The 21476-nt window shown below is 46.4% G+C and carries 21 protein-coding genes, 2 tRNA genes, 1 rRNA gene and 1 pseudogene; 15 read left to right on the forward strand and 10 right to left on the reverse strand.

From position 1 onward, the window contains the following. From MUB50_RS05840 to MUB50_RS05850, 3 genes are all read left to right on the forward strand, one after another. Nucleotides 1-221, forward strand: a 23S ribosomal RNA gene (locus MUB50_RS05840); the annotation flags it as partial. Nucleotides 222-311: 90 nt separating this feature from the next. Next, nucleotides 312-384: transfer RNA gene (locus tag MUB50_RS05845), tRNA-Asn, on the forward strand. 3 nt (nt 385-387) lie between these two features. After that, a tRNA-Cys gene (locus MUB50_RS05850) sits at nt 388-458 on the forward strand. A 180-nt stretch (nt 459-638) separates the two neighbouring features. Here MUB50_RS05850 and MUB50_RS05855 read toward each other — a convergent pair. After that, nucleotides 639-977: a hypothetical protein gene (locus tag MUB50_RS05855; protein WP_244790205.1), complete on the reverse strand. Its 339-nt coding sequence runs from the start codon at nt 975-977 to the stop codon at nt 639-641. Nucleotides 978-1304: 327 nt separating this feature from the next. Here MUB50_RS05855 and MUB50_RS05860 point away from each other — a divergent pair, with 327 nt between their 5' ends. Then, on the forward strand, nt 1305-2018 hold the full coding sequence (locus tag MUB50_RS05860; protein WP_138277130.1) for an ABC transporter ATP-binding protein: 714 nt from the start codon (nt 1305-1307) through the stop codon (nt 2016-2018). 8 nt (nt 2019-2026) lie between these two features. Continuing rightward, the gene (locus MUB50_RS05865) at nt 2027-5884 is read left to right on the forward strand and encodes an FtsX-like permease family protein (protein ID WP_244802526.1); all 3858 of its coding nucleotides are present in this window, start codon (nt 2027-2029) and stop codon (nt 5882-5884) included. A gap of 228 nt (nt 5885-6112) precedes the next feature. Here the strand turns inward: MUB50_RS05865 and MUB50_RS05870 are convergent, their stop codons facing one another. The 3 genes from MUB50_RS05870 to MUB50_RS05880 are packed head-to-tail and all read right to left on the reverse strand — an operon-like array spanning nt 6113 to nt 6803. After that, nucleotides 6113-6289: a hypothetical protein gene (locus MUB50_RS05870; RefSeq protein WP_006860138.1), complete on the reverse strand. Its 177-nt coding sequence runs from the start codon at nt 6287-6289 to the stop codon at nt 6113-6115. Further along, on the reverse strand, nt 6279-6578 hold the full coding sequence (locus tag MUB50_RS05875) for a response regulator (RefSeq protein ID WP_244790209.1): 300 nt from the start codon (nt 6576-6578) through the stop codon (nt 6279-6281). Before MUB50_RS05875 ends, MUB50_RS05870 begins: the two co-directional genes overlap by 11 nt. Before the next feature lie 42 nt (nt 6579-6620). Then, nucleotides 6621-6803, reverse strand: a complete 183-nt coding sequence (locus MUB50_RS05880) for a helix-turn-helix domain-containing protein (protein WP_006863686.1) — start codon at nt 6801-6803, stop codon at nt 6621-6623. 160 nt (nt 6804-6963) lie between these two features. Here MUB50_RS05880 and MUB50_RS05885 point away from each other — a divergent pair, with 160 nt between their 5' ends. Continuing rightward, on the forward strand, nt 6964-7317 hold the full coding sequence (locus MUB50_RS05885; protein ID WP_244802527.1) for a helix-turn-helix transcriptional regulator: 354 nt from the start codon (nt 6964-6966) through the stop codon (nt 7315-7317). A gap of 212 nt (nt 7318-7529) precedes the next feature. On the opposite strand, the pseudogene MUB50_RS17035 reads toward MUB50_RS05885, so the two are convergent. The 5 genes and pseudogenes from MUB50_RS17035 to MUB50_RS05910 form a co-directional block, all read right to left on the reverse strand. Further along, nucleotides 7530-7805 (reverse strand): annotated as a pseudogene (locus MUB50_RS17035) (VirD4-like conjugal transfer protein, CD1115 family); the annotation flags it as partial. Further along, entirely contained in the window at nt 7802-8278 is a 477-nt protein-coding gene (locus MUB50_RS05895; protein WP_046921244.1) for a PcfB family protein, read from the reverse strand. The gene MUB50_RS05895 and the pseudogene MUB50_RS17035, both read right to left, overlap by 4 nt. A 71-nt stretch (nt 8279-8349) precedes the next feature. Continuing rightward, entirely contained in the window at nt 8350-8574 is a 225-nt protein-coding gene (locus tag MUB50_RS05900; RefSeq protein WP_002584988.1) for a DUF5348 domain-containing protein, read from the reverse strand. Nucleotides 8575-8588: 14 nt separating this feature from the next. After that, complete coding sequence (locus tag MUB50_RS05905; RefSeq protein WP_244802529.1) at nt 8589-9509, reverse strand: DUF6017 domain-containing protein; 921 nt, start codon at nt 9507-9509, stop codon at nt 8589-8591. Nucleotides 9510-9719: 210 nt separating this feature from the next. Next, on the reverse strand, nt 9720-10082 hold the full coding sequence (locus MUB50_RS05910) for a hypothetical protein (protein WP_002584990.1): 363 nt from the start codon (nt 10080-10082) through the stop codon (nt 9720-9722). A 235-nt stretch (nt 10083-10317) separates the two neighbouring features. Between MUB50_RS05910 and MUB50_RS05915 the strand changes: the two genes are divergently transcribed. The 9 genes from MUB50_RS05915 (at nt 10318) to MUB50_RS05955 (ending at nt 20824) form a co-directional block, all read left to right on the forward strand. Beyond that, a complete protein-coding gene (locus MUB50_RS05915; RefSeq protein WP_118512989.1) occupies nt 10318-11061 on the forward strand; it encodes a creatininase family protein in 744 nt (247 codons plus the stop codon). A gap of 413 nt (nt 11062-11474) precedes the next feature. Next, nucleotides 11475-14129, forward strand: a complete 2655-nt coding sequence (locus tag MUB50_RS05920; protein ID WP_118513122.1) for a valine--tRNA ligase — start codon at nt 11475-11477, stop codon at nt 14127-14129. Between the two features lie 15 nt (nt 14130-14144). Beyond that, nucleotides 14145-16256, forward strand: a complete 2112-nt coding sequence (locus tag MUB50_RS05925; protein ID WP_244790211.1) for an LTA synthase family protein — start codon at nt 14145-14147, stop codon at nt 16254-16256. Nucleotides 16257-16427: 171 nt separating this feature from the next. Next, complete coding sequence (locus MUB50_RS05930) at nt 16428-17726, forward strand: bifunctional folylpolyglutamate synthase/dihydrofolate synthase (RefSeq protein WP_138277132.1); 1299 nt, start codon at nt 16428-16430, stop codon at nt 17724-17726. Further along, on the forward strand, nt 17723-17875 hold the full coding sequence (locus MUB50_RS05935) for a hypothetical protein (RefSeq protein WP_021977044.1): 153 nt from the start codon (nt 17723-17725) through the stop codon (nt 17873-17875). Before MUB50_RS05930 ends, MUB50_RS05935 begins: the two co-directional genes overlap by 4 nt. Before the next feature lie 10 nt (nt 17876-17885). Continuing rightward, nucleotides 17886-19205, forward strand: coding sequence for a hypothetical protein (locus tag MUB50_RS05940; protein ID WP_118512992.1), 1320 nt, complete (start codon nt 17886-17888; stop codon nt 19203-19205). A gap of 125 nt (nt 19206-19330) precedes the next feature. Then, on the forward strand, nt 19331-19690 hold the full coding sequence (locus MUB50_RS05945) for an STAS domain-containing protein (protein WP_118512993.1): 360 nt from the start codon (nt 19331-19333) through the stop codon (nt 19688-19690). After that, complete coding sequence (spoIIAB, locus tag MUB50_RS05950; RefSeq protein WP_015526893.1) at nt 19674-20099, forward strand: anti-sigma F factor; 426 nt, start codon at nt 19674-19676, stop codon at nt 20097-20099. Before MUB50_RS05945 ends, spoIIAB begins: the two co-directional genes overlap by 17 nt. A gap of 2 nt (nt 20100-20101) precedes the next feature. After that, entirely contained in the window at nt 20102-20824 is a 723-nt protein-coding gene (locus MUB50_RS05955) for a SigF/SigG family RNA polymerase sporulation sigma factor (protein ID WP_021977047.1), read from the forward strand. Between the two features lie 62 nt (nt 20825-20886). Here the strand turns inward: MUB50_RS05955 and MUB50_RS05960 are convergent, their stop codons facing one another. Next, nucleotides 20887-21384, reverse strand: a complete 498-nt coding sequence (locus MUB50_RS05960; protein ID WP_173754285.1) for a QueT transporter family protein — start codon at nt 21382-21384, stop codon at nt 20887-20889. Nucleotides 21385-21476 lie beyond the last annotated feature (92 nt).

Below are 21476 nucleotides of genomic sequence, written 5' to 3' on the forward strand. Positions count from 1 at the left end.
GACCGCTGGTGGACCGGTTGGCTTGCCAAAGCCATGGCCGGGTAGCCAAGTCCGGAAGGGATAAACGCTGAAGGCATCTAAGCGTGAAGCCCCCCTCAAGATGAGATATCCCATTCTTAGTGAAGTAAACCCCCTTGAAGACGACGAGGTAGATAGGGCAGAGGTGGAAGTGTGGTAACACATGGAGCTGACTGTTACTAATCGGGTGAGGGCTTGACCAAGAAACGCAGGTTAAGAATTGATTCAAGAAGTTTGATTAACGATCAACAAAGCATGTATGTAGTTTTTAAGGTACAAACCTTAATAAGTATTCCTCCTTAGCTCAGTCGGTAGAGCATGCGGCTGTTAACCGCAGTGTCGTTGGTTCGAGTCCAACAGGGGGAGCATGGTGCCATAGCCAAGTGGTAAGGCAAAGGTCTGCAACACCTCTATCCCCGGTTCAAATCCGGGTGGCACCTCTCAGAAAGCCCTGGAAGAATAAATTTCCAGGGCTTATTAATTGTTATTTGACAAAATAAAAGAGCTGACAGCAGAAGCAAAAAAGCTCGCTGATTCCATAAGAAAATAATCAAACTTAATACACATATTCAATAAAAAAAGCAGAACCCTGCACAACCAGGCAGAGTTTTGCTTTTTTGTCAATTATTGTGAAAATAGATCAATGAAGCAGGATCCGCAGAAGCTTTTTCTGGTTCAGCTGCCAGATCAGTTGCAGGATCCGCAGAAGGTTTCCGAAGATCCATTCGGTAAAGATAAAAGATCCCACCGAAGAAACCGGGAATCAGTCCGGCGTATCCACCGGCACATAAGATCACAGTCAGCTTCACCATCAGTTCTGTCTGAAGTTCCAGACAAACAAGTAATCCTGCAAGAATTCCGGCTGCACTCCATCCAGCTGTCAAAAGTGCAAGAAAAACAGCTGGCGCAGGGGCCTTTTTTTTATTTTGATCTAAGTGATTCCATAGTGTTTTATACATAATCCATTCCTCCTGTTTTGATGGAATTATACTTCTGCTGTTGTCAGCAACAGTCAGCCATAATATTGATTTCCTTTATCTGTATCTGTCTGTATTATAGAAAAGAAATGTAAAATACAAATGCGCAGGAATGAAAAATTTTTGTAAAATATAAGTAGAAATTGCATTTTGAATTAAGAACCGATATACTTATAAATATAGTTATTGATAATATTCGATCACAGCCGAAAACATTTTTCTATAGCTGTGATACGTGAGTGAGAGAATTAAAAGGGGGCAGATAAAAGCCCCCTGAAATCATATAGAGAGCAAAGAGGAGGGGTGGAAATGGAGCATACGGAAGATTATGTGAAGCTGGAGAATGTATCCAAAATATATGGCTCAAAAGAAGTGAAGATCATAGCAGTGGATGAGATCAGCTTCCGGATAAAAAAAGGAGAATTTGTGGTTGTGGTAGGACCCAGCGGTGCCGGAAAGACGACGGTGCTGAATATCCTGGGCGGAATGGATAAGGCCACATCCGGCAATGTCTGGATCGATGGAAAAAATATCGCAAAATATACAGACCGGCAGCTGACCGGATACCGGCGGAGGGATATTGGATTTGTATTCCAGTTTTATAATCTGGTGCCAAATCTGACTGCATTGGAGAATGTGGAGCTTGCTCTTCAGATCTGTAAGGATCCTCTGGATGCCAGGACAGTTCTGGAGGAAGTGGGTCTGAAGGAGAGACTGACTAATTTTCCGGCACAGTTATCCGGCGGTGAGCAGCAGAGAGTTTCCATAGCCAGAGCTCTGGCGAAGAATCCAAAGCTTCTGCTCTGTGATGAACCTACAGGAGCGTTGGATTATCAGACCGGCAAGGCAATCCTGAAGCTCCTTCAGGATACCAGCAGGGAACGGGGCATGACGGTTATTGTCATTACTCACAACTCTGCACTGACACCTATGGCCGACCGTGTGATCAAGATCAAAAACGGCAAGGTTTCCAGGATGACCGAAAATGCACATCCCACACCAGTGGAAGAGATTGAATGGTAGGTGACGGAATGAAAGCATTGCACAAAGATTTCTGGATGGAGATCCGGAAAAGCAAAGCACGTTTTATCTCGATCTTTCTGATCGTGGCACTGGGCGTTGCATTTTTTTCCGGGATCCAGGCGTCTTCTCCGGATATGAGATATTCCGGAGATGCCTATTATGAAGCAGCAAAGCTGATGGACCTGAAGATCCAGGGAACACTGGGACTGACTGAGCGTGATGTAAAAGCGGTATCAGACATTGACGGTGTGGAATTGGCTGAGGGCGGTTACTCTACGGATGTTATGAGTGGAGAGGACGATGCCAGGAAGGTTCTTCATCTGGAATCCATCAGCAGCAATTTTAATCTGCTCACAGCAGATGAAGGAAGGATACCGAAAAAAAGCGGCGAGATTTTTCTGGACAAGCCATTTGCAAAGAATCGGGGGTATAAAATCGGGGATACCATATCCGTCAGGGAGGATGGAGACAGTGAGCTTCTGAAAAAAACAACCTATACAGTTGTGGGAATCGGAAGCAGCCCTCTTTATATTTCGTTTAACAGAGGAAATACGACTCTTGGATCCGGTGAGGTCAGCGGCTTCGGATACATTCTTCCTGAGGATTTTGAACAGGAAGCTTTTACCCAGATCTATGTTATGGTTCATGAATCCGGGGATGTGATCAGCTATACCGATGCCTATGACAATCTTATCAGGAAAATACAGAAGCGTGTGGAAGGCATCGAAAAAGAACAGTGCAGACTGCGCTATGATGAGATCGTCGCAGAAGCCAATGAAAAACTGGATGATGCCAGAAAAGAGCTTGAGGACGGAAAGAAGGAATCAGAGGAAAAACTTAGCGACGCGAAGAAAAAGCTGGATGATGGGCAGAAGAAGTATGATGATGGAAAAAAAGAGTACGAAGATGGAAAACAGCAGCTCAGCGATGCAAAAAAAGAACTGACCGACGGAAAACAGCAGCTTGCTGACGGAAGAAAGCAGATCGAAGATGGATGGTCTCAGCTTAACAGCGCAAAACAGCAGGTGGAAGACGGTCTGTCCCAGTTAAATGCTGCCAGATCCCAGCTTGCCGACTCCGAAGCACAGATAAATGGGAAGCAGTCAGAGCTGACTGCCGGATATGAACAGCTGACTGCCGCAAAACAGCAGGTAAGTGACGGTGAGGCTCAGCTCCGGGAAGCGGAGAAAACCCTGGAAAGCAAACAGGCTGAGCTTGACAGTGGAAGAGAACAGCTGGAAACGGGAAAGAATACGATCAAAGAAACAAAGGCTGCTCTCACCAGTCAGAAAGAACAGTGTGAGGCAGGACTTGTACAGGTTTCCGAGGGCGAATCCCAGATCAGTTCCGTTGAAGAAGCCCTTTCCGGGCAGCAGGCACAGCTGGATGAACTGACCAGTCAGAAAGAGGCATTAAGCAGTCAGGCGGCGGAGCTGCAGGCGCAGTATGACGCCGGTGCGGAAGCAGGAAAAACTGAGGAAGAGCTGGCGGAGCTTTTCACACAGATTCAGACATTAAATGGTCAGATCAGTGCAATGGAAGAACAGATAAATGCCGGTCAGGCACAGATCGACGGGGCGCGGTCAGAGCTTACTGCAAAAAAATCAGAGCTGGCCCAGACAAGAGCTGAACTGGAGAGCAGCCTAGGTCAGATCAATGAGGGCTTCAGCCAGATCAAAGAACAGGAAGAAACACTTTCCGGGACAGAGGCACAGCTGAACAAAGGCCAGGAAGAACTGGATAAAGGGAAAAAAGAGCTGGAAACAAAGAAAGCAGAGCTTTCAGCGGCAAAAGAAGAAATTGCGGCAAACCAGGCAACTCTGGATGATGGCCAGAGTCAGCTGGATTCGGCCAGAGTCCAGCTCAGCTCCGGGAGGCAGCAGCTGGAGGAAAAACAGGCCCAGTTAAATGCCGGTCAGGCAGAAATCCAGGCCAACACAGAAAAGCTTACCAGCAGTCAGGCTGAACTGGATGCAAATGAACAGAAACTCCTGGACGGAGAAAAGGAAATCCAAGAAAACGAACAGAAATTAAAAGATGCAAAAAAAGATCTGGAGGACGCAAAAAAGAAGCTTTCCGATGGAAAGAAAGAATATCAGGATGGCAAAAAAGAGGCCGATGAAAAAATTGCGGAAGCCCAGCAGAAGATCGAGGATGCCCAGAAAGAGGTGGATGATATTGAAACACCGGAGTGGATCATCACAGATCGTAATGACCTTCCGGAATATTCGGATTTTGGTGATAACGCAGAGCGGCTGAAAAACATCGGAAAGGTTTTCCCGATGATATTCTTCCTTGTAGCGGCTCTGATCAGTCTTACCACGATGACACGAATGGTGGAGGAACAGCGAACCCAGATCGGAACCATGAAAGCGCTGGGCTACGGAAAAGCATCCATTGCATCCAAGTATCTCAGCTACGCATTTCTGGCTACAGCAGGCGGAAGCGTTGCAGGAGTACTTTTCGGAGAAAAGATTCTTCCGTATATCATTATCCAGGCCTATGGGATCATGTACTGGAATATTGGCGATCACATGCAACTGGATTATGAGTTACAATATGCACTGATCGCTTCCGGAGCAGCGGTGATCTGTACTATGGGCGCTACACTGTTTTCCTGTGCAAGAACCCTGGCAGAAACACCGGCATCTCTGATGCGTCCGCCTGCACCGAAAGAGGGAAAACGGATCCTTATTGAACGGATCAGCTTTATCTGGAAGCATCTGAGCTTTTCCTGGAAATCGTCCATGCGAAACCTTTTCCGTTATAAAAAACGTCTTTTTATGACCATTTTCGGAATTGCAGGAAGCATGGGACTGATGCTTGTAGGATTCGGACTTTATGACTCCATTATGGATATTGCGATTCTTCAGTATGATCAGATCCAGCATTACGATGCCATGGTGATCAATGATGAGGATGCCACAGACAGCCAGGAAAAGGATCTTCTGAAATTCCTGGACAAAAACAGCGAGATCGATCACTATACCCGTGTGCAACTCACCAAGATGACGGCACCAAAAGAAAAGGGAAGTGTCAGTATCTATGTGTATGTTCCGGAAAATACGGAAAATTTTAAAGAGGATGTAACGTTACGTGACAGAAAGTCCCACGAGCAGTATGAGCTTACCGACGACGGAGCCGTGATCTGTGAAAAAACAGCTTCACTTATCGGTGTGAAAACAGGAGACGAGATCACCCTGGAGAAAGATAACAGAAAGTATAAAGTAAAGATCACTGCTGTCACAGAGAACTATATGGGACACTACGTTTACATGACCCCATCCTGCTATGAAAAAACATTCGAAGAGAAACCGGAGTATTCAAGTACAGTATATACTATGAAAGAGGATGCAGAGAGTGATCTGGAAACTCTTGGAAATGCGATCCTGAAATATCCGGCGGCTTTAAGTATCAGCTATACAAGCAGCACGGCAGGTCAGGTAGAGCGAATGCTGGGATCCCTCGGAGCGGTGATCTGGGTCCTGATCATTTCGGCCGGAATGCTGGCATTTGTGGTACTGTATAATCTGAACAACATCAATATCACAGAGCGTCAGAGAGAGCTTGCAACATTGAAGGTCCTGGGATTTTATGATGGCGAGGTTTCCCAGTATGTATTCCGGGAAAATATCCTGCTGTCCTTCATAGGAATCCTGGCAGGCGCAGTGTTCGGAATCTTCCTCCATCGGTATGTGATCACAACCGTTGAGGTAGATGCGGTGATGTTCGGAAGAAATATCAAGCCAATAAGCTTTGTTTACAGTGGAATCATTACCTTCGGATTCTCCATGTTTGTAAATATGGTGATGCATTTTAAGCTGAAAAAGATCAATATGGTAGAGTCACTGAAAAGCGTAGAATAAAATAATAAAAAATAGTAGAATTTTTCTCTCTGCCGCAAGATGATTTTAGGTCGGTTGAGGGATTAGAAAACGCCGGAAACCCGCATAAACTCTATGTTTTTGCGGGTTCTCGGCGTTTCTTTTATCGCCTGTATTAGTGGTGCTTTTTCGGTAAATGGTGCCCAAATGGTGCCCAAATCCCACGCGGGGCTATAAAACGATATAAGAAGCGGTAAAGAGATACAGCGGTTAAAGCTCTAAATCGCTGCTCTTTTTCTTTGCCGCGCTCTTTGCTTTCTTCGGCTCGGCTTTCTCTGCCTTTGCCGGGTCAGCCTGTTTGACCGCCCCATGATAAGCGTCTAAGACTTCTTTCTTGCGTTCAAGCCGCACGTCCACATAACGGGCGGTAACAGCTTCAAAGTTCATAGACAGTCCAAGCGATACGCCGATACCCGCAAGCGTATAATTTATCCAGTGCTGTAAGCATGATAATAGGCACGTTGGATTTTTGCCGGATAACCTCGCAAACACCGTAACCGTCTATTTTGGGAAGCATAATATCAAGCAGTACCAAGTCGAAAGTCTGTTCAGAATATTTTGCAAGGGCTTCCACACCGTCAGCAGCCAGTACAACGCTGTGTCCGGCTTCTTGTATAAAATCATGCAATAGTGCCTGTATGGATATATCGTCCTCAACAATCAAGATTTTACTCATGGCGCACCTCCTAACTGTAAATTGTAACAGGGTAATTTGAATCTATTGTGTAGATTTGATTTTTTTGTATCTTTTATCTTTTGGTTTCTGTGCGTCTTTTGGTATCAACCACATATAGCCGATTTTTGAAATGCCCGGTATTCGATTGTCCTCGCAAAGTTTCTGTACTCGTCTTTCTGAAATGCCCCATTTTTTCGCTGCTTCGGGGCAAGACATATATTCCATAATTCGCCCGTCCTTTCTTCAAACTCTATCATTATAATTATATACGGGTAGCCGTATAATAGCAAGTGCCAAAATATGAATTATTTTGGCTAATTATAAGAACTGTGTAGACATATCTAAACAAAGAAAGGAACAGTAAAATGTAGTTGGGTGAATTATTATGGCAAAAAGACCAGTACCTTTATATGACTTTGCAGCTTTCGGGCAAGCCATAAAAGCAGCGCGAACAGGCAGAAATGAAAGCCGCAAGAAAGTAAGCGACGAAATGAACATTTCCCCTCGCTACCTTGCGAATATTGAAAACAAAGGGCAACAGCCAAGCCTGCAAATCTTTTATGAGCTTGTAACCCGTTATGATATATCCGTAGACCAATTCTTTTTCCCGGATAAGGCAGCGGAAAAATCGACGCAAAGGCGGCAGCTTGATACACTGCTTGACGGCATGAGCGATAAGGGAATACGGATTGTTACCGCGACGGCGAAAGAAATTGCAGAAGTCGAAAACGAAAACTAAATAGGCTTTAGGAAGCGTTGTAATCTTTTTGAGATTGCAGCGTTTTTCTTTTGTGTAAGTTTGGCAAAACGGGGCTTTCCGTTGTAGTAGGGATTAAGAAAAAACTTTCGTAGCAAGCATAGGAAGCGGGTACCCACTTCCGTATTTTCGCCCTCCTGCGCTGCGGCACGTCGGTTGAAAATGGCTTGTTGGGAAGTGTCCCAAACCCTCGGAATGCCTTTCCGGTATTTCTTCGCGTTCTTGCCTTTCATGTAAACGGCAAGCCGGATAATGACCGCCCCCGCAACGCCGATAAGCAGATCGGCGGGGTGCAGGCTTGGCGCGATACTGGAAAAGGCAGCGGCAAAGCCCGTCCCAAGCTGCAAGAGCTTTTCGCTTGCGTCTGCGCCGGGGGTAAGGCGTATTGCTGCGCCTATCTTGTCAAACAGATAGACAAAGAGCAGATAGGGCAGGTTGAGGATAAGCAGCTTTTTGACTTCCTGCTTCATAGCGATACCTCCCTGTCCTTGTTCTTCACTTTATCCCGCTGCGCGTTCAAGCCCGCCGCCTTTTCTTTCAGAGAGGAAAGCAGCTTGCGGATAGAGGGCTTTTTCTCCTGCGTCAGCTTCTTTGCGGAAAATTCCTTAAAAGCTGCGGTCAGCACGTCAGCGTCGCGCCCTTTGAAAAACACAAGGTAGCGGGGCGGGCTTTCCGTCGTGTCCTTTTTCAGCGCAAAGTCGATACCGTACTTTTTCGCCGTACTCTCAAAGGCTTTGATATTGCCCTCGGTAATCTCAATGTTGGAAACGCCCGCGTTCTGCTTCATAAGCTGCTTCAAAGTCTGTTTGCCCTGCGGCGTTTTGTCTTTCTGCTTCTTCATCTGTGCAAGCAGCGTTTTCATAGCCTTTTGAAGCGTCTGCGCGGTCAGTTTCCCGGTCTTGATGTAAAGGGCTATGGTCTTTTCGTTGATTTCATCTTGCATTTACCGTCCTCCTTTCGCGGTAGTCTGATAATGTTAGGGTGGTACGCCGCTGCGGTAGCCGCCCATAGGCTTTAGATACGGACGCGCAAGCCGTTCAAATCCTCGGCGCGGATACCCACAAGGTACCATTCCTGCGCCGCGCTCATTTCAATACGGGTCGGCTTCCATTTGCCGCCTGTGAATACGTCGAAACACTCCCCGCAATGCAAGCCGCCGTAATAGTCGGCAATGTCAAAGCGAATGTCGTAGCGGTCGGTCTGTTCGTCAAAAATCAAAGCTCCTGTTTTCTGTGCCATGTGGTAATCCTCCTTTAGATTTTGCCTGTCGCCATATCGTGTGCGACAAGGGCGGTATAGTAGCTGTCAATGGTATTCGGCGCATTGAACAGCACCGCTTTAAGGTACTGTTTAATGTTGCGGATTTTGGTGGTATTCTCTTTCATGCAGTCAAAGACAAATTCAATGTGGCTGCTGTTGAGCTTCATAAACTTTGCCTTGACAAGCTCTGCCGGGTAATCGTCCCCGGCGATACGGATTGTCTTTCTCTTGCTGCATACCGTTTCAAGGATAATCGAAACAATTTCGTCTAAGCGGTCCTTGTCTACCTGCCCGTAGCGTACAAAATGGTCGTACTCGATATTGTCCTTGATGATTTCCTCATAAACGCTGTATGCGTCTGTCGCTTCCTTTCGTTTCCGTTCCGGCGGCGTAGCCGCTTCCCCGTCGTAAGGCAAGGGATTTAGGGAATGGATAGGAATGGAATCGGTACTTGATAAATCCGTATTTGATTTTTCTTTTTTTGGTAAGTCAGTCTTTTGTATATCTTTATTTAATTGCGTTGGATTTTCCAACGTAGGTTTTTCCTGCGTAGGTTTTTCCAACGTTGGATTATCCAATGTTGGATTTTCCAATGTAGGTAAATCCGATACAGGCGGGGTCTGCGGCTGCTCAAAAATCACATAATCTGCGCCGCGCAAGCGTCCTTTCTCGTCGCGTTCCCTTGAACGCACGATATACCCGGCGCGTTCCAGTTCCTTAACGGCTTCCCGGATAGCGTCGATTTTCTCCCGGTTGATAAAGGACAGCCCCGCAAGGGTGTAGTCCCAATCCTCTGGCAAGGACAGCATTTGCGATAACAGCCCTTTTGCCTTTAGGGATAGCTCCTTATTGCGTAAGTGGTGGTTGCTCATAACCGTATAGCCCTTGTTGCGCTCCACTCTGAAAACTGCCATAGCTTCATCACTCCTTTGCTGCATACCTGTTACGCAATAGAAACGCGATTTTGAGGGTTTAGGTATCAATCCCTTATCCGCTGAAAACCGCGTCCGCAAAGCCGCGTAAATCAAGGGCTTTTTCATGCCTACTGCGTAACAAAAGGCATGAAAAAAGCGGCGTTCCTGTTCTTCCTTGTGGGAAGTGAGAAACGCCGCCTGTGCGGTGCGTTATTCTGCTTCTTCGGCTATGAGGTCTTGTATGACTTCGCCAAAGTCTGCCGTAAAGGAAAAAATGAAGTATTCCAAAACGGCGGGGTCTGCGTCCATAGGCTCGGCTTCCTCGGAAAAGGGCAAGCCCATAAGCCCATAGAGCATTTTTATGATTTTGAACAGCTTCCCCCGGTCGGCGGGGGTGTTCATGGTAACAAGTACGTCGGTCAAGCGGTTTACGGTTTCCATGTCGCCGCCTGTCGTTACCCATACCATTTCTGCGAATGGCTGCGTGATTGCTCCGGTTACAAGGTTTACCTTATCCTTGCTGATTTCGCCGGACGGGAGTATAATACCCTTGTCTAAAAGTACGTTTTTCATGTCGTCCTCCTATAATTTGTGGTGCCAAAATGGTGCCCGGTCTTACAAAATCATCTTATACGGAGATATGGCAAGATAAATGACGATATGCAGAAAACCTTGATTTTAAGCCATTTTCACAAGGTTTTATAAACACTTGCGCGGGCTTATAAGAAGATTTCCGTCTATCAAATCAATAAAAAATAAGAAAGCGAAAAATTAATTACCGGAGAGGTAAAAGGATAAGGAGACGAGCATGAAAAAAGTATTATACGAGGAATTACTTCCGGAAGAATGTGTACAGAGGATAAAGGAGATGCCGGTTGCCTATCTGCCACTTGGCACACTGGAATGGCATGGGCCGCATATGCCTCTTGGAGCTGATGGAATCCAGTCAAAAGAACTGTTTGTCCGGGTGGCAGAAAAGGTCGGCGGTGTTGTGCTTCCGATGCTGTTCATGGGACCTGACCGTTTATTTGATGATCGTGGAACTGTATTTTATGGAATGGATATCAATACAGAGGGTGCATTGAATACCTATTATGCCCAACAGATGAAAGGCAGTGCCTACTGGATGGAAAAGGGACTGTTTCAGGATCTGCTGCGCAGTATTTTTGCTCAGCTTTCCAGAGCAGGAGTCCGTATCGTTGTGGGACATGGACACGGTCCGTCGACAAATGTATTTCAGGAAATGAAGGAAGAGGCAGAAGAAAAATACGGACTGTGCATTATGACAGCATGGACCTATGCGGATGATGAGAGACTGAAATATCAGAATGATCATGCCGGAGCAAATGAGACCTCTATTGTAATGGCTGTTCGGCCGGAGCTGGTTGACTTTGGACAGGTAAAAGAAGATGAGAGTAATCTGATCGGTATTGCAGGACGTCATCCGGTCAGAGAATCATCGGAAGCATTCGGAAATGAAATTCTGGAATATACAATGAAAACACTGATCTCAGGCATTGAAAAGGAGTACAAAACAATAAAAGAAAGATAGATACCTGTCTTGACAAAAAAAGAAAATTTCATTATAGTAGGAACATGGCAAAGGCGTTGAATAAGAGGAGTATGCAGATCTACGCTGACAGAGAGAAATGCACAGACGCAAGAGAAGCGCAGGCTGAAAGGCATTTTCAGATGGAAGACTGCAGAAGGTAGCTTAGGAGCCGGGAAACTGAAAGCAGAAATGCAGAACAGATGCTGCTGTGTAGGTTTTCACGTACCCCGCGTTAAGGGACAAGAGATAGACGGGAATAACAGATGTTTTTTCCGGATAATGAAGGTGGTACCGCGAGAATGATCGCCCTTCGCACATTAGTTATTGGCTTTTGTGTGGAGGGCGTGTTTTTTTCTTGCAGAAAACAGGAGCATTTTAAGGTTCCTATAATCAGAAAGATTCAGGAGGAAAACATGAGCAAAGAACTTGCAAAGACTTATGATCCTAAGGGCATTGAGGATCGTCTGTACAAAAAATGGATGGATAACGGATACTTCCATGCAAAAGTTAATCCGGACAAAAAACCTTTTACAATTGTAATGCCGCCGCCCAATGTAACCGGACAGCTGCATATGGGACATGCACTGGATGAGACCATGCAGGATATCCTGATCCGTTTCAAAAGAATGCAGGGCTATGAGGCACTCTGGCAGCCGGGAACTGACCATGCAGCCATTGCTACAGAGGTTAAGGTAACAGAGAAGCTTCGTAAGGAAGGGATTGATAAGAACGAGATCGGCCGTGACGAATTTATGAAACATGCCTGGGCATGGAAAGAGGAGTACGGCGGAAAGATCATCAATCAGCTGAAAAAGCTGGGAGCATCTGCAGACTGGGAGCGTGAGCGCTTTACCATGGATGAGGGCTGTTCCAAGGCTGTTCAGGAAGTATTTATCCGTCTTTATGAGAAAGGATATATCTACAAAGGCTCCAGAATCATCAACTGGTGTCCTGTGTGCCAGACCTCTATTTCTGATGCAGAGGTTGTGCATGAGGACCAGGACGGATTTTTCTGGCACATCAATTATCCCATCGTAGGTGAGGAGGGCCGTTTCGTTGAGATCGCGACCACTCGTCCGGAGACACTTCTCGGCGATACAGCAGTTGCTGTAAACCCGGAGGATGAAAGATATAAAGACCTTGTAGGAAAGATGCTGAAGCTTCCTCTTACAGACAGAGAGATCCCGGTTATTGCCGATGAGTATGTTGACAAGGAATTCGGAACAGGCTGCGTTAAGATCACACCGGCACACGACCCCAACGACTTTGAGGTTGGACGCCGTCATGATCTTGAGGAGATCAACATCTTAAATGATGATGCCACCATCAACAGCCTTGGCGGAAAATATGCAGGTATGGACCGCTACGAGGCACGTAAGGCCATGGTAGAAGACCTGAAGGAGCAGGGACTTCTTGTAAAAGTCGTTCCGCACAGCCACAGTGTTGGTACTCATGACCGATGCGGTACAACGGTAGAGCCGATGATCAAACCACAGTGGTTTGTAAAAATGGACGAAATGGCAAAAGCTGCTATCAAGACTCTGGACGAAGGAAACCTTCAGTTTGTTCCGGCACGTTTTGACAAGACTTACCTGCACTGGCTGGAGAATATCCGTGACTGGTGTATTTCCCGTCAGCTCTGGTGGGGACACAGAATTCCGGCTTATTACTGCGATGAATGCGGTGAGATGGTTGTTGCAAGAGAAATGCCTGAGAAATGCCCGAAATGCGGATGCACACATATGCATCAGGATGAGGACACTCTGGATACCTGGTTCAGTTCCGCACTTTGGCCGTTTTCCACACTTGGATGGCCGGACAAGACACCGGAGCTTGAGTACTTCTATCCTACAGATGTTTTGGTAACCGGATATGATATCATCTTCTTCTGGGTTATCCGTATGGTATTCTCCGCACTGGAGCAGACCGGTGAGACACCGTTCCACCATGTTCTGATCCACGGACTGGTACGTGATTCCCAGGGACGTAAGATGAGTAAATCTCTTGGAAACGGTATCGATCCGCTGGAAGTTATCGACAAATACGGCGCAGATGCCCTTCGTCTTACACTGATGACAGGTAACGCACCTGGAAATGATATGCGTTTCTACTGGGAGCGTGTAGAATCCAGCCGTAACTTTGCAAATAAGATCTGGAATGCTTCCCGTTTCATTATGATGAACCTGGAGGGCAAGACAGTAACAGAGCCGGGAGACCTGAACGCATTGTGCAACGAGGATAAATGGATCCTTTCCAGACTGAACACAGTGATCCGTGATGTTACTGAGAATATGGATAAATATGAGCTTGGAATTGCCGTACAGAAGGTCTATGATTTCCTGTGGGATGAGCTCTGTGACTGGTATATCGAGATGGCAAAGGTAAGACTGTGGAAGGCAGAGGAAAACCCGGCAGCAGCAAACGATGCACTGTGGACACTTCGCACTGCGCTGACACAGGGACTGAAGCTTCTTCATCCGTTCATGCCATTTATCACAGAGGAGATCTACTGCACACTGCTTCCGGATGAAGAGTCCATCATGATCTCTGACTGGCCGGTATACAGAGACGAGATGAATTTTGCAGATGCTGAGAAAGCAGTTTCAAGCTTCCAGGAGGTTGTACGTGGAATCCGTAATACCAGAAACGAGATGAACGTACCGCAGAACAGAAAGACCAATATCTACATCGTAGGCAAAGATGCAGAGTGCTGTGCCCATTTTGAGTCCTGCAAGAAGTCCTTTACAAACCTTGCGTTTGCAAAAGAGATCCACGTACAGCAGGATAAGAACGGAATCGGTGAGGATGCGGTATCCATCGTTGTGGCAGACGGTGTAGTATATCTGCCGCTGGAGGATCTGATCGACCGTGAAAAGGAGATCGAACGTCTCACAAAAGAGCAGGAGCGTCTCACAAAAGAGATCGCACGCTGCGAGGGAATGCTGAACAATCCGAATTTTGTGAACAAGGCACCAGCATCCAAGGTAGAGGCAGAGAAGGAGAAACTTGAGAAATACAAAGAGATGAAAGAGAAAGTGAACCTGCAGTTAACACAGATGGTGAAATAACGAAGGAGTGTTTTAATGAAGTGGTGTAACTTTTTCAATAAGATTTCGCTGATACTTCAGGCTCTGGGCTGTGCAGTCCTGTACTTTGTGATCGAGGCCATATGCAGGCACTCGTTCACAGAGGCGTGGACCTACATGACCACAAGGCCACTTGTATTTGCTTATAATGCGGCGTTTATCTTTACGACGATGCTGATTGTTTATCTCTTCCGAAAGAGAATTTTCTGGCGTATATTTGTGGGCAGCTTATGGCTGTTTCTGGGAATAGTAAACGGTGTGCTTCTTCTCAACCGTGTCACACCGTTTACAGGACCGGATGTGAAGAATCTGACAGATGGACTCAGTATTGCAAAAAAATATCTGACCTGTACCCAGATGACCATAGGTGCAGTTCTTCTGGGGATTGCAGTTCTGATTCTTCTGATCATCCTGATAAGATCGCCGAAGTACAGAGGCAAGCTGAAATATAAGGTAAATATTCCGCTGGTCCTGGTCGGGGTTCTTGCATTTGGAGGAATCACACAGCTTGCTCTGGAAAAAAGAGTTCTTTCCAATTATTTTGGAAACATTGCCATAGCTTATGAGGATTACGGATATCCCTACTGTCTGGCAACGACGATCTTTAATACCGGAATCAGTGCTCCGAGAGACTATTCCGAGAGTGAGATCAAAAGGATCGAGAAGTCGGAAGAAAATCTTCCGGAAACGAAAGAAGGCAGTCATCCGAATATTCTGTTTTTGCAGCTGGAGTCCTTTTTTGATCCTACGCTGGTAAATTATCTGGAACTGTCAGAAGATCCTATTCCGAATTTCAGAAAGCTGATGAAGGAGTATTCCTCCGGATATTATAAGGTACCTTCCGTAGGAGCCGGAACCGCAAATACCGAGTTTGAGTCCATTACCGGAATGAGCCTTCATTATTTTGGACCAGGAGAGTATCCTTACAAGAGTATCCTTAAGGAAACTACCTGTGAGAGCGCACCGTATGTTCTGAAGAATCTGGGCTATACTGCTCATGCAGTACATAACAATGAGGCGAATTTCTACGGAAGAAGAAGCATTTTTCCGAATCTGGGATTTGATACCTTCACTTCGGCAGAGTACATGAAGGATGAAAACCAGAAGAACCCGTTGGGCTGGACAAAGGACAGTGTCCTCACCGATGAGATCGTCAAGTGTCTGGATTCCACAGAAGGACCTGATTATGTATATACTATTTCCGTGCAGGGACATGGAGATTATCCTTCAGAACCGGTACTGGAAAATCCGGAGATCACAGTTTCCGGGGCACCTACTGACGAGCTGAACAATAAGTGGGAGTATTATGTAAATCAGATCCACGAGATGGATAATTTTGTCAAGGAGCTTACTGATAAGCTGGAAGATTATCCGGAGGATGTGGTGCTTGTCATGTATGGTGATCACCTTCCAACCATGGGACTGACCGTGGAGGATGTGGAGAATAAATATCTGTTCCAGACAGAGTATGTGATGTGGGATAATTTCGGACTTAAGAAAAAGAAAGAAAATCTTGCGGCATACCAGATGGCAGCAGAGGTTATGGATCGTGTAGGAATCCATGAGGGAAATGTTTTCAAGTATCACCAGGCAAGAAGAAACACCAAAAATTATCAGGTGGATCTGGAGACCCTGCAGTACGATCTTCTCTACGGAAAACAGTATACATATGACGGAGAGAATCCTTTTGAGCGGACAAAGATGCGTATGGGAATCTATGATACCACACTGGATTCGATTCAGGTTGTGTCTGAGATGGATCACACCTATTATATCCAGGGAACAAACTTTACGCCATCCAGCCAGGTCAAGATCAACGGAGAATGGTACGATACGGTTTACGTGAATCCTACCAAGCTGATCATTACCGGAAAGGAACTGGATGATTTTGACCGGCTCTCGGTAGTGCAGCGAAGCAACAGTTCCACCAGAAAGGCCATGACAAAGAGCCATGACCGGGCAGTTTATGCACTGCTTGCTGACAGCAAGTGGAAGCTTGACAGTGAAAAGAGCAGTTCTGATACAGGGCTAACGGAGGAAACGGATATAGCGTTAGAAACGGGATCCACAGAAGATTCCGGTGAAGAAAACAGTACAGACAACCAGTAAATGGCATAGAAAAAATACTCCGATACAAAAAATGTCGGATAAAATATTACGATTAGGACTGGACATCTTCCACCACTATTATATAATGGTATCGTAACGAACAGGAGGGGAGAAGCTTTTCTCCCCAAAAGTTCTTTACGAATACATTATAGATAAGTGATGGTTTTTTTTATGAATTACGAAGAAGCAGTTGCGTATATTGAAGATATACCGAGATTTACTACTAAGAACAGCCTGGACCATACCAGAGAATGCTTAAGAAGACTTGGAGATCCGCAGGAGAAATTCCGTGTGATCCATGTGGCAGGAACCAACGGAAAGGGAAGTACCTGTGCTTTTATCACATCGGTCCTTCGGGAAGCAGGATATTCCTGCGGACTTTTTACATCTCCTCATCTGGTGGAGATCAACGAGCGTTTTCAGATCAACGAGGAAGTGATCGATGACGATACCTTCCTTCGTGCTTTTGAAAAAGTTAAAAAGCTTTCCGATGAGCTGGTTGCGGAGGGAAGCTATCATCCCACCTATTTCGAGACACTCCTTCTGATGGGAATGGTGATCTTTGCAGAAGCCGGCGTGGATTATGTAACACTGGAGACCGGTCTTGGCGGACGTCTGGATGCAACCACTGCTGTGGAGAATCCGGCAGCCTGTGTGATCACATCCATCAGCCTCGATCATATGCAGTATCTTGGAAATACAGTTTCCGAGATCGCAGGAGAGAAGGCAGGGATCATGGTGCCGGGTGTTCCGGTGATCTACGATGGAAATGATTCGGATGCGGCCGGAGTGATGCGTGAGCATGCAGAGAAGCTGGGATGTCCATATTATGAGCTGAAACGGGAGGATACAGAAATCCATAAGATCACAAAGGACGGAATCAGGTTTTCTCTTAAGGACGAGACATATGGCGATACCGTATTTGATATACCGTTTATCGCTCGTTATCAGGTTATGAATGCAGCTCTTGCGGTGAAAACCATTCAGGTACTGGAAGATCAGATCCCGGTATCTCTGGAGGCGCTGAAGGCCGGTATGGCAAAAACACGCTGGCAGGGAAGGATGGAAACGGTTCTTCCGGGTGTGATCGTGGATGGCGCACATAACGAAGACGGTGTCGAGAAGTTTGTAGAGACAGCAGAACATTTCCAGAAGGAATTTCCTCTGACTCTGCTGTTTTCCGCAGTGGATGACAAGGACTATACGGATATGATCCGCACGATCTGTACCAGGATCCGTTTCCGACATGTGATCGTCACACAGGTAGGCGGATATCGTAAAGTTCCGGTAGAAGAGCTTGCGGAGATCTTCCGTGAAGACGGAGTACCGGAAGTGGAAGCAATAGAGGATGTTCCAGCAGCTTTTGAACGGGCAGTAAAGGAAAAAGGCGAGGATGGAATGCTGTTCTGTGTAGGATCCCTTTATCTGGTCGGTGAGATCAAGGCTGTGATCAGGAGGAAAAAATTATGATCGATTACGAAGAGGAACTGAAGAAATTTGAACCATGTCTGGATGTGGCAGATGTAGAAGGTGCCATTTATGACCGGGAGATCACAGATATCATGGATGTACTCCAGGAGATGCTGCGTGAGGTCAAGAGCAACAGACGTGTAAGATAAGGAGAAGTGAATGAACTGCATAAACTGTGGAGCGTTCCTGACAGATACAGATCTGGATTATTGTCCGCACTGTGGAGCCAATGTACTGATTCAGAAGAAGGTGGATTACCTTTCCAAGCTTTATTATAACCAGGGGCTGGAAAAAGCCAGCATCCGGGATCTGTCCGGGGCGATCAGCTGTCTGAAGCAGAGTCTTGCCTATGACAAACGGAATATCCGTGCAAGAAATCTTCTTGGTCTTGTATATTTTGAGACCGGTGAGGTGGTTGCCGCACTGAGTGAGTGGGTCATTAGCAAGAATATCCAGAAGAACCGAAATCTGGCTTCAGAATATATTGCCAGGCTTCAGGCAAACCAGAACAAACTGGAAACGATCAACGAAAGCATCAAGAAATATAACAATGCCCTCGCCATGTGCAGGGAAGGCCATGAGGATATGGCGGCCATCCGCCTGAAAAAGATCCTGTCCCAGAATCCCAAGCTGATCAAGGGGTATCATCTTCTTGCTCTGATCCAGATGAAGAATCAGGAGTGGAATAAGGCAAGAAGAACCCTGAAAAAAGCAGCCAGGATCGACAAGACCAATACCACCACACTTCGTTTCCTGCGTGAAGTTGACGAGCAGACGGGTGTTACCACAAAGATGGAAAAACGGCGTAAGGGCTTGTTTGGAAATGAAAAAAATGAGAATGATAATATTTCAGGAGAAATCGTTGTAAGGCCGTCGTCTTATAAAGAAAGATCAAAGATATCACTTTTCTTTACCACGGTACTTGGATTTGCGGCAGGAGCGGCAGCATTCTGGCTCCTTGTACTGCCGGCTGTGAAACAGGATATTTACAGGCAGGCCAATCAGCAGATCATACAGTACAGTGATTCTCTTTCCAGCCAGAGCGTGGAGCTTACCAAAGCTCAGGGAGAAGCTGCCCAGTCCAGTGATACGGCAGATGCAGTTGCCAGACAGGCAGAGGAAGAGCAGAAACGCAGTCAGAGCTATGAGGCTTTGTTTAATGCATATACTGCCATGCAGCAGGATGATCTGGATACAGCGGCGCTGGAACTCCAGAAGGTATATGTGGATACACTGTCAGATTCTGCAAAGGGAATCTATAATACTATCAGCGGAAAGACCGGTGTAAGCGGGACCGAGAGCGGATCTTCTGACGGAACGTCCGGTGATGACAGCAGCACAGATGGAACAGCTGGAGTTGATGCCGCAGCTTCGGATGGAGAAGATACACAGAGCTCTGACGGAGATACCGGAGAAGACAGCAGCTACAGTGACGGAGGATATGGGGATTCCTCTTACGATGGAGGCTATACAGAATAAAAAAGATCATAACTCATACAGAGGAGAAACCTCGGATAAGGGGAATGTGCGTTGGCACATTCCTCTTTTTTTACCCTTTGGTCATTAAAAATGGAATAAAAAATCAAAAATGGGGGAATGATAGAATGACATCAGGTTTTGAAAAATCCGGAACCGTGCTGACTGTACATCTTCCGGCGGAACTGGATCATCCGGCTTCTGATGAGATTCGGAGAGACTCAGACCGTATTATTGGACATAACTATATAAAAAATATGATTTTTGATTTCTCAGAGACCGTTTTTATGGACAGCTCCGGGATCGGTCTGCTGATGGGGAGGTACCGGGCACTTGGCATGAGGGGGAAATGTGTGCAGGTTATCAATGTGAACAGTCATATTGCAAAGCTTCTGCGGTTATCCGGAGTGGGAAAATATATTGAAATCTGTGGAATTGAAAAATCGGCAGGTGAACAGGAGGGTGTTTATGATGGAAAACACAAATGAAATGACGATCATTTTTGACAGCAGACCGGTAAATGAAGCACTGGCAAGAGTTGCTGTGGCTTCATTCTGTACACAGCTGAATCCTACGCTGGAGGAAATTTCGGATCTGAAGACCGCAGTATCGGAGGCAGTGACCAATTGTATCATACACGGGTATGAAGGGGAGATACATAAGATCCGGGTAGAATGTCGTCTCCGGGGGCAGGAACTTCAGGTAGATGTGACAGATCACGGAGCCGGGATCCCGGATATCAAAAAAGCCATGGAGCCTCTGTTTACCACAAAGGCGGATAAAGACCGCTCCGGTATGGGGTTTACATTCATGGAGGCGTTTATGGATGAGCTTCAGGTGGAATCGGAGGTTGGCCGTGGAACTACAGTGCACATGAAAAAGATCATCAGGAGGTAACTATGGATCGTACTCTTGTCCTCATCGGGCGTGCACACCAGGGGGATAAAGCGGCAAGAGATCTTTTGTTTGAGGAAAATACAGGACTGATATACAGTGTGGCAAAGCGTTTTCTGGGACGTGGAGTGGAGATGGAGGATCTGTTCCAGATCGGCAGCATCGGACTTCTGAAAGCAGTGGATAAGTTTGACATGTCCTATGATGTGAAATTTTCTACCTATGCAGTTCCCATGATCATCGGAGAGATCAAACGTTATCTCAGGGACGACGGGATACTGAAGGTAAGCCGTTCTCTGAAGGAAAATCACTACAGGATCTATCAGGTGAGAGAAGCACTGACGCGCCGGCTGGAGCGGGAACCTACGACGGGGGAAATGGCAGCGGAAATGGGAATTTCCATAGAAGAACTGGTAATGACTATGGAATCCGGTGCAGAGGTGGAATCTCTTCACAAAACGATCTATCAGGGTGAGGGAACGGAGATTTCTCTGATGGACAAGCTCCCGGAAAAAGAAAATCGGCAGGAAAAAGCACTGGACAGGATTTTTCTGGAAGAGATACTGGGAACTCTGGAGGCAAAGGAACGGAGGCTGATCTATATGCGGTATTTTCAGAACATGACCCAGATGGAGATTGCTCATGAGCTTGGCGTATCCCAGGTACAGGTATCCAGAATGGAAAAGAGGATCCTGCGCAGTCTGCAGGAATCCGCAGAGAAAAAATAAAGGGGAGCCATGAGAAATGCTGCTGTTTTCTCATGGCTCCTTTTTGTGGGCAGCAGATTTAGTCAGACTGCTGCTTTTTTATGAAAAAGTACATTTTTGTATTTGGAAAGTGCTCCAAGAAGGATCATACCGATCACACCGGCAGAGATAAATTCGCCGGCTCCTACTGTGAGCATCATAAATGGGATAGGAAGGTTAATGCCATATCCGTAACGAAGCACAAGAGGAACGATCACAATGTTGGAAACGATCGGCGGGATCGGGGCTGTCCATTTGCCTGTACTGCGAAGCTTGTAGGTAAAGAATGCACCGATAAGTGTGGCAATGCTTCCGAAAATGATGTCAACCGGAATCGCACCGCCAAGAAGATTGGCGATGATACATCCCACGAACAGTCCCGGGATGGCAGCCGGTGTGAAGAACGGAAGCACAGTCAGTGCCTCGGAAAACCGGATCTGAACTTCACCGAAGCTAAGTGGCGCGAATACCAGTGTCAGGACAACATATACAGCTGCTATGGCAGCTCCCTGTACCAGAAAATGAGTACCTTTGTTTTTCATGTTTTTTATTCTCCTTTAGTTTTGTTTTACGAGTGGAAGGTCACGAACACTCGGCACATTTATAGGCGGTGACCGCCGTGTAAGCCCTGTAC

The sequence above is a fragment of the Blautia sp. NSJ-140 genome, assembly GCF_022868965.1.
In the GTDB taxonomy this organism is placed as follows: domain Bacteria; phylum Bacillota; class Clostridia; order Lachnospirales; family Lachnospiraceae; genus Blautia_A.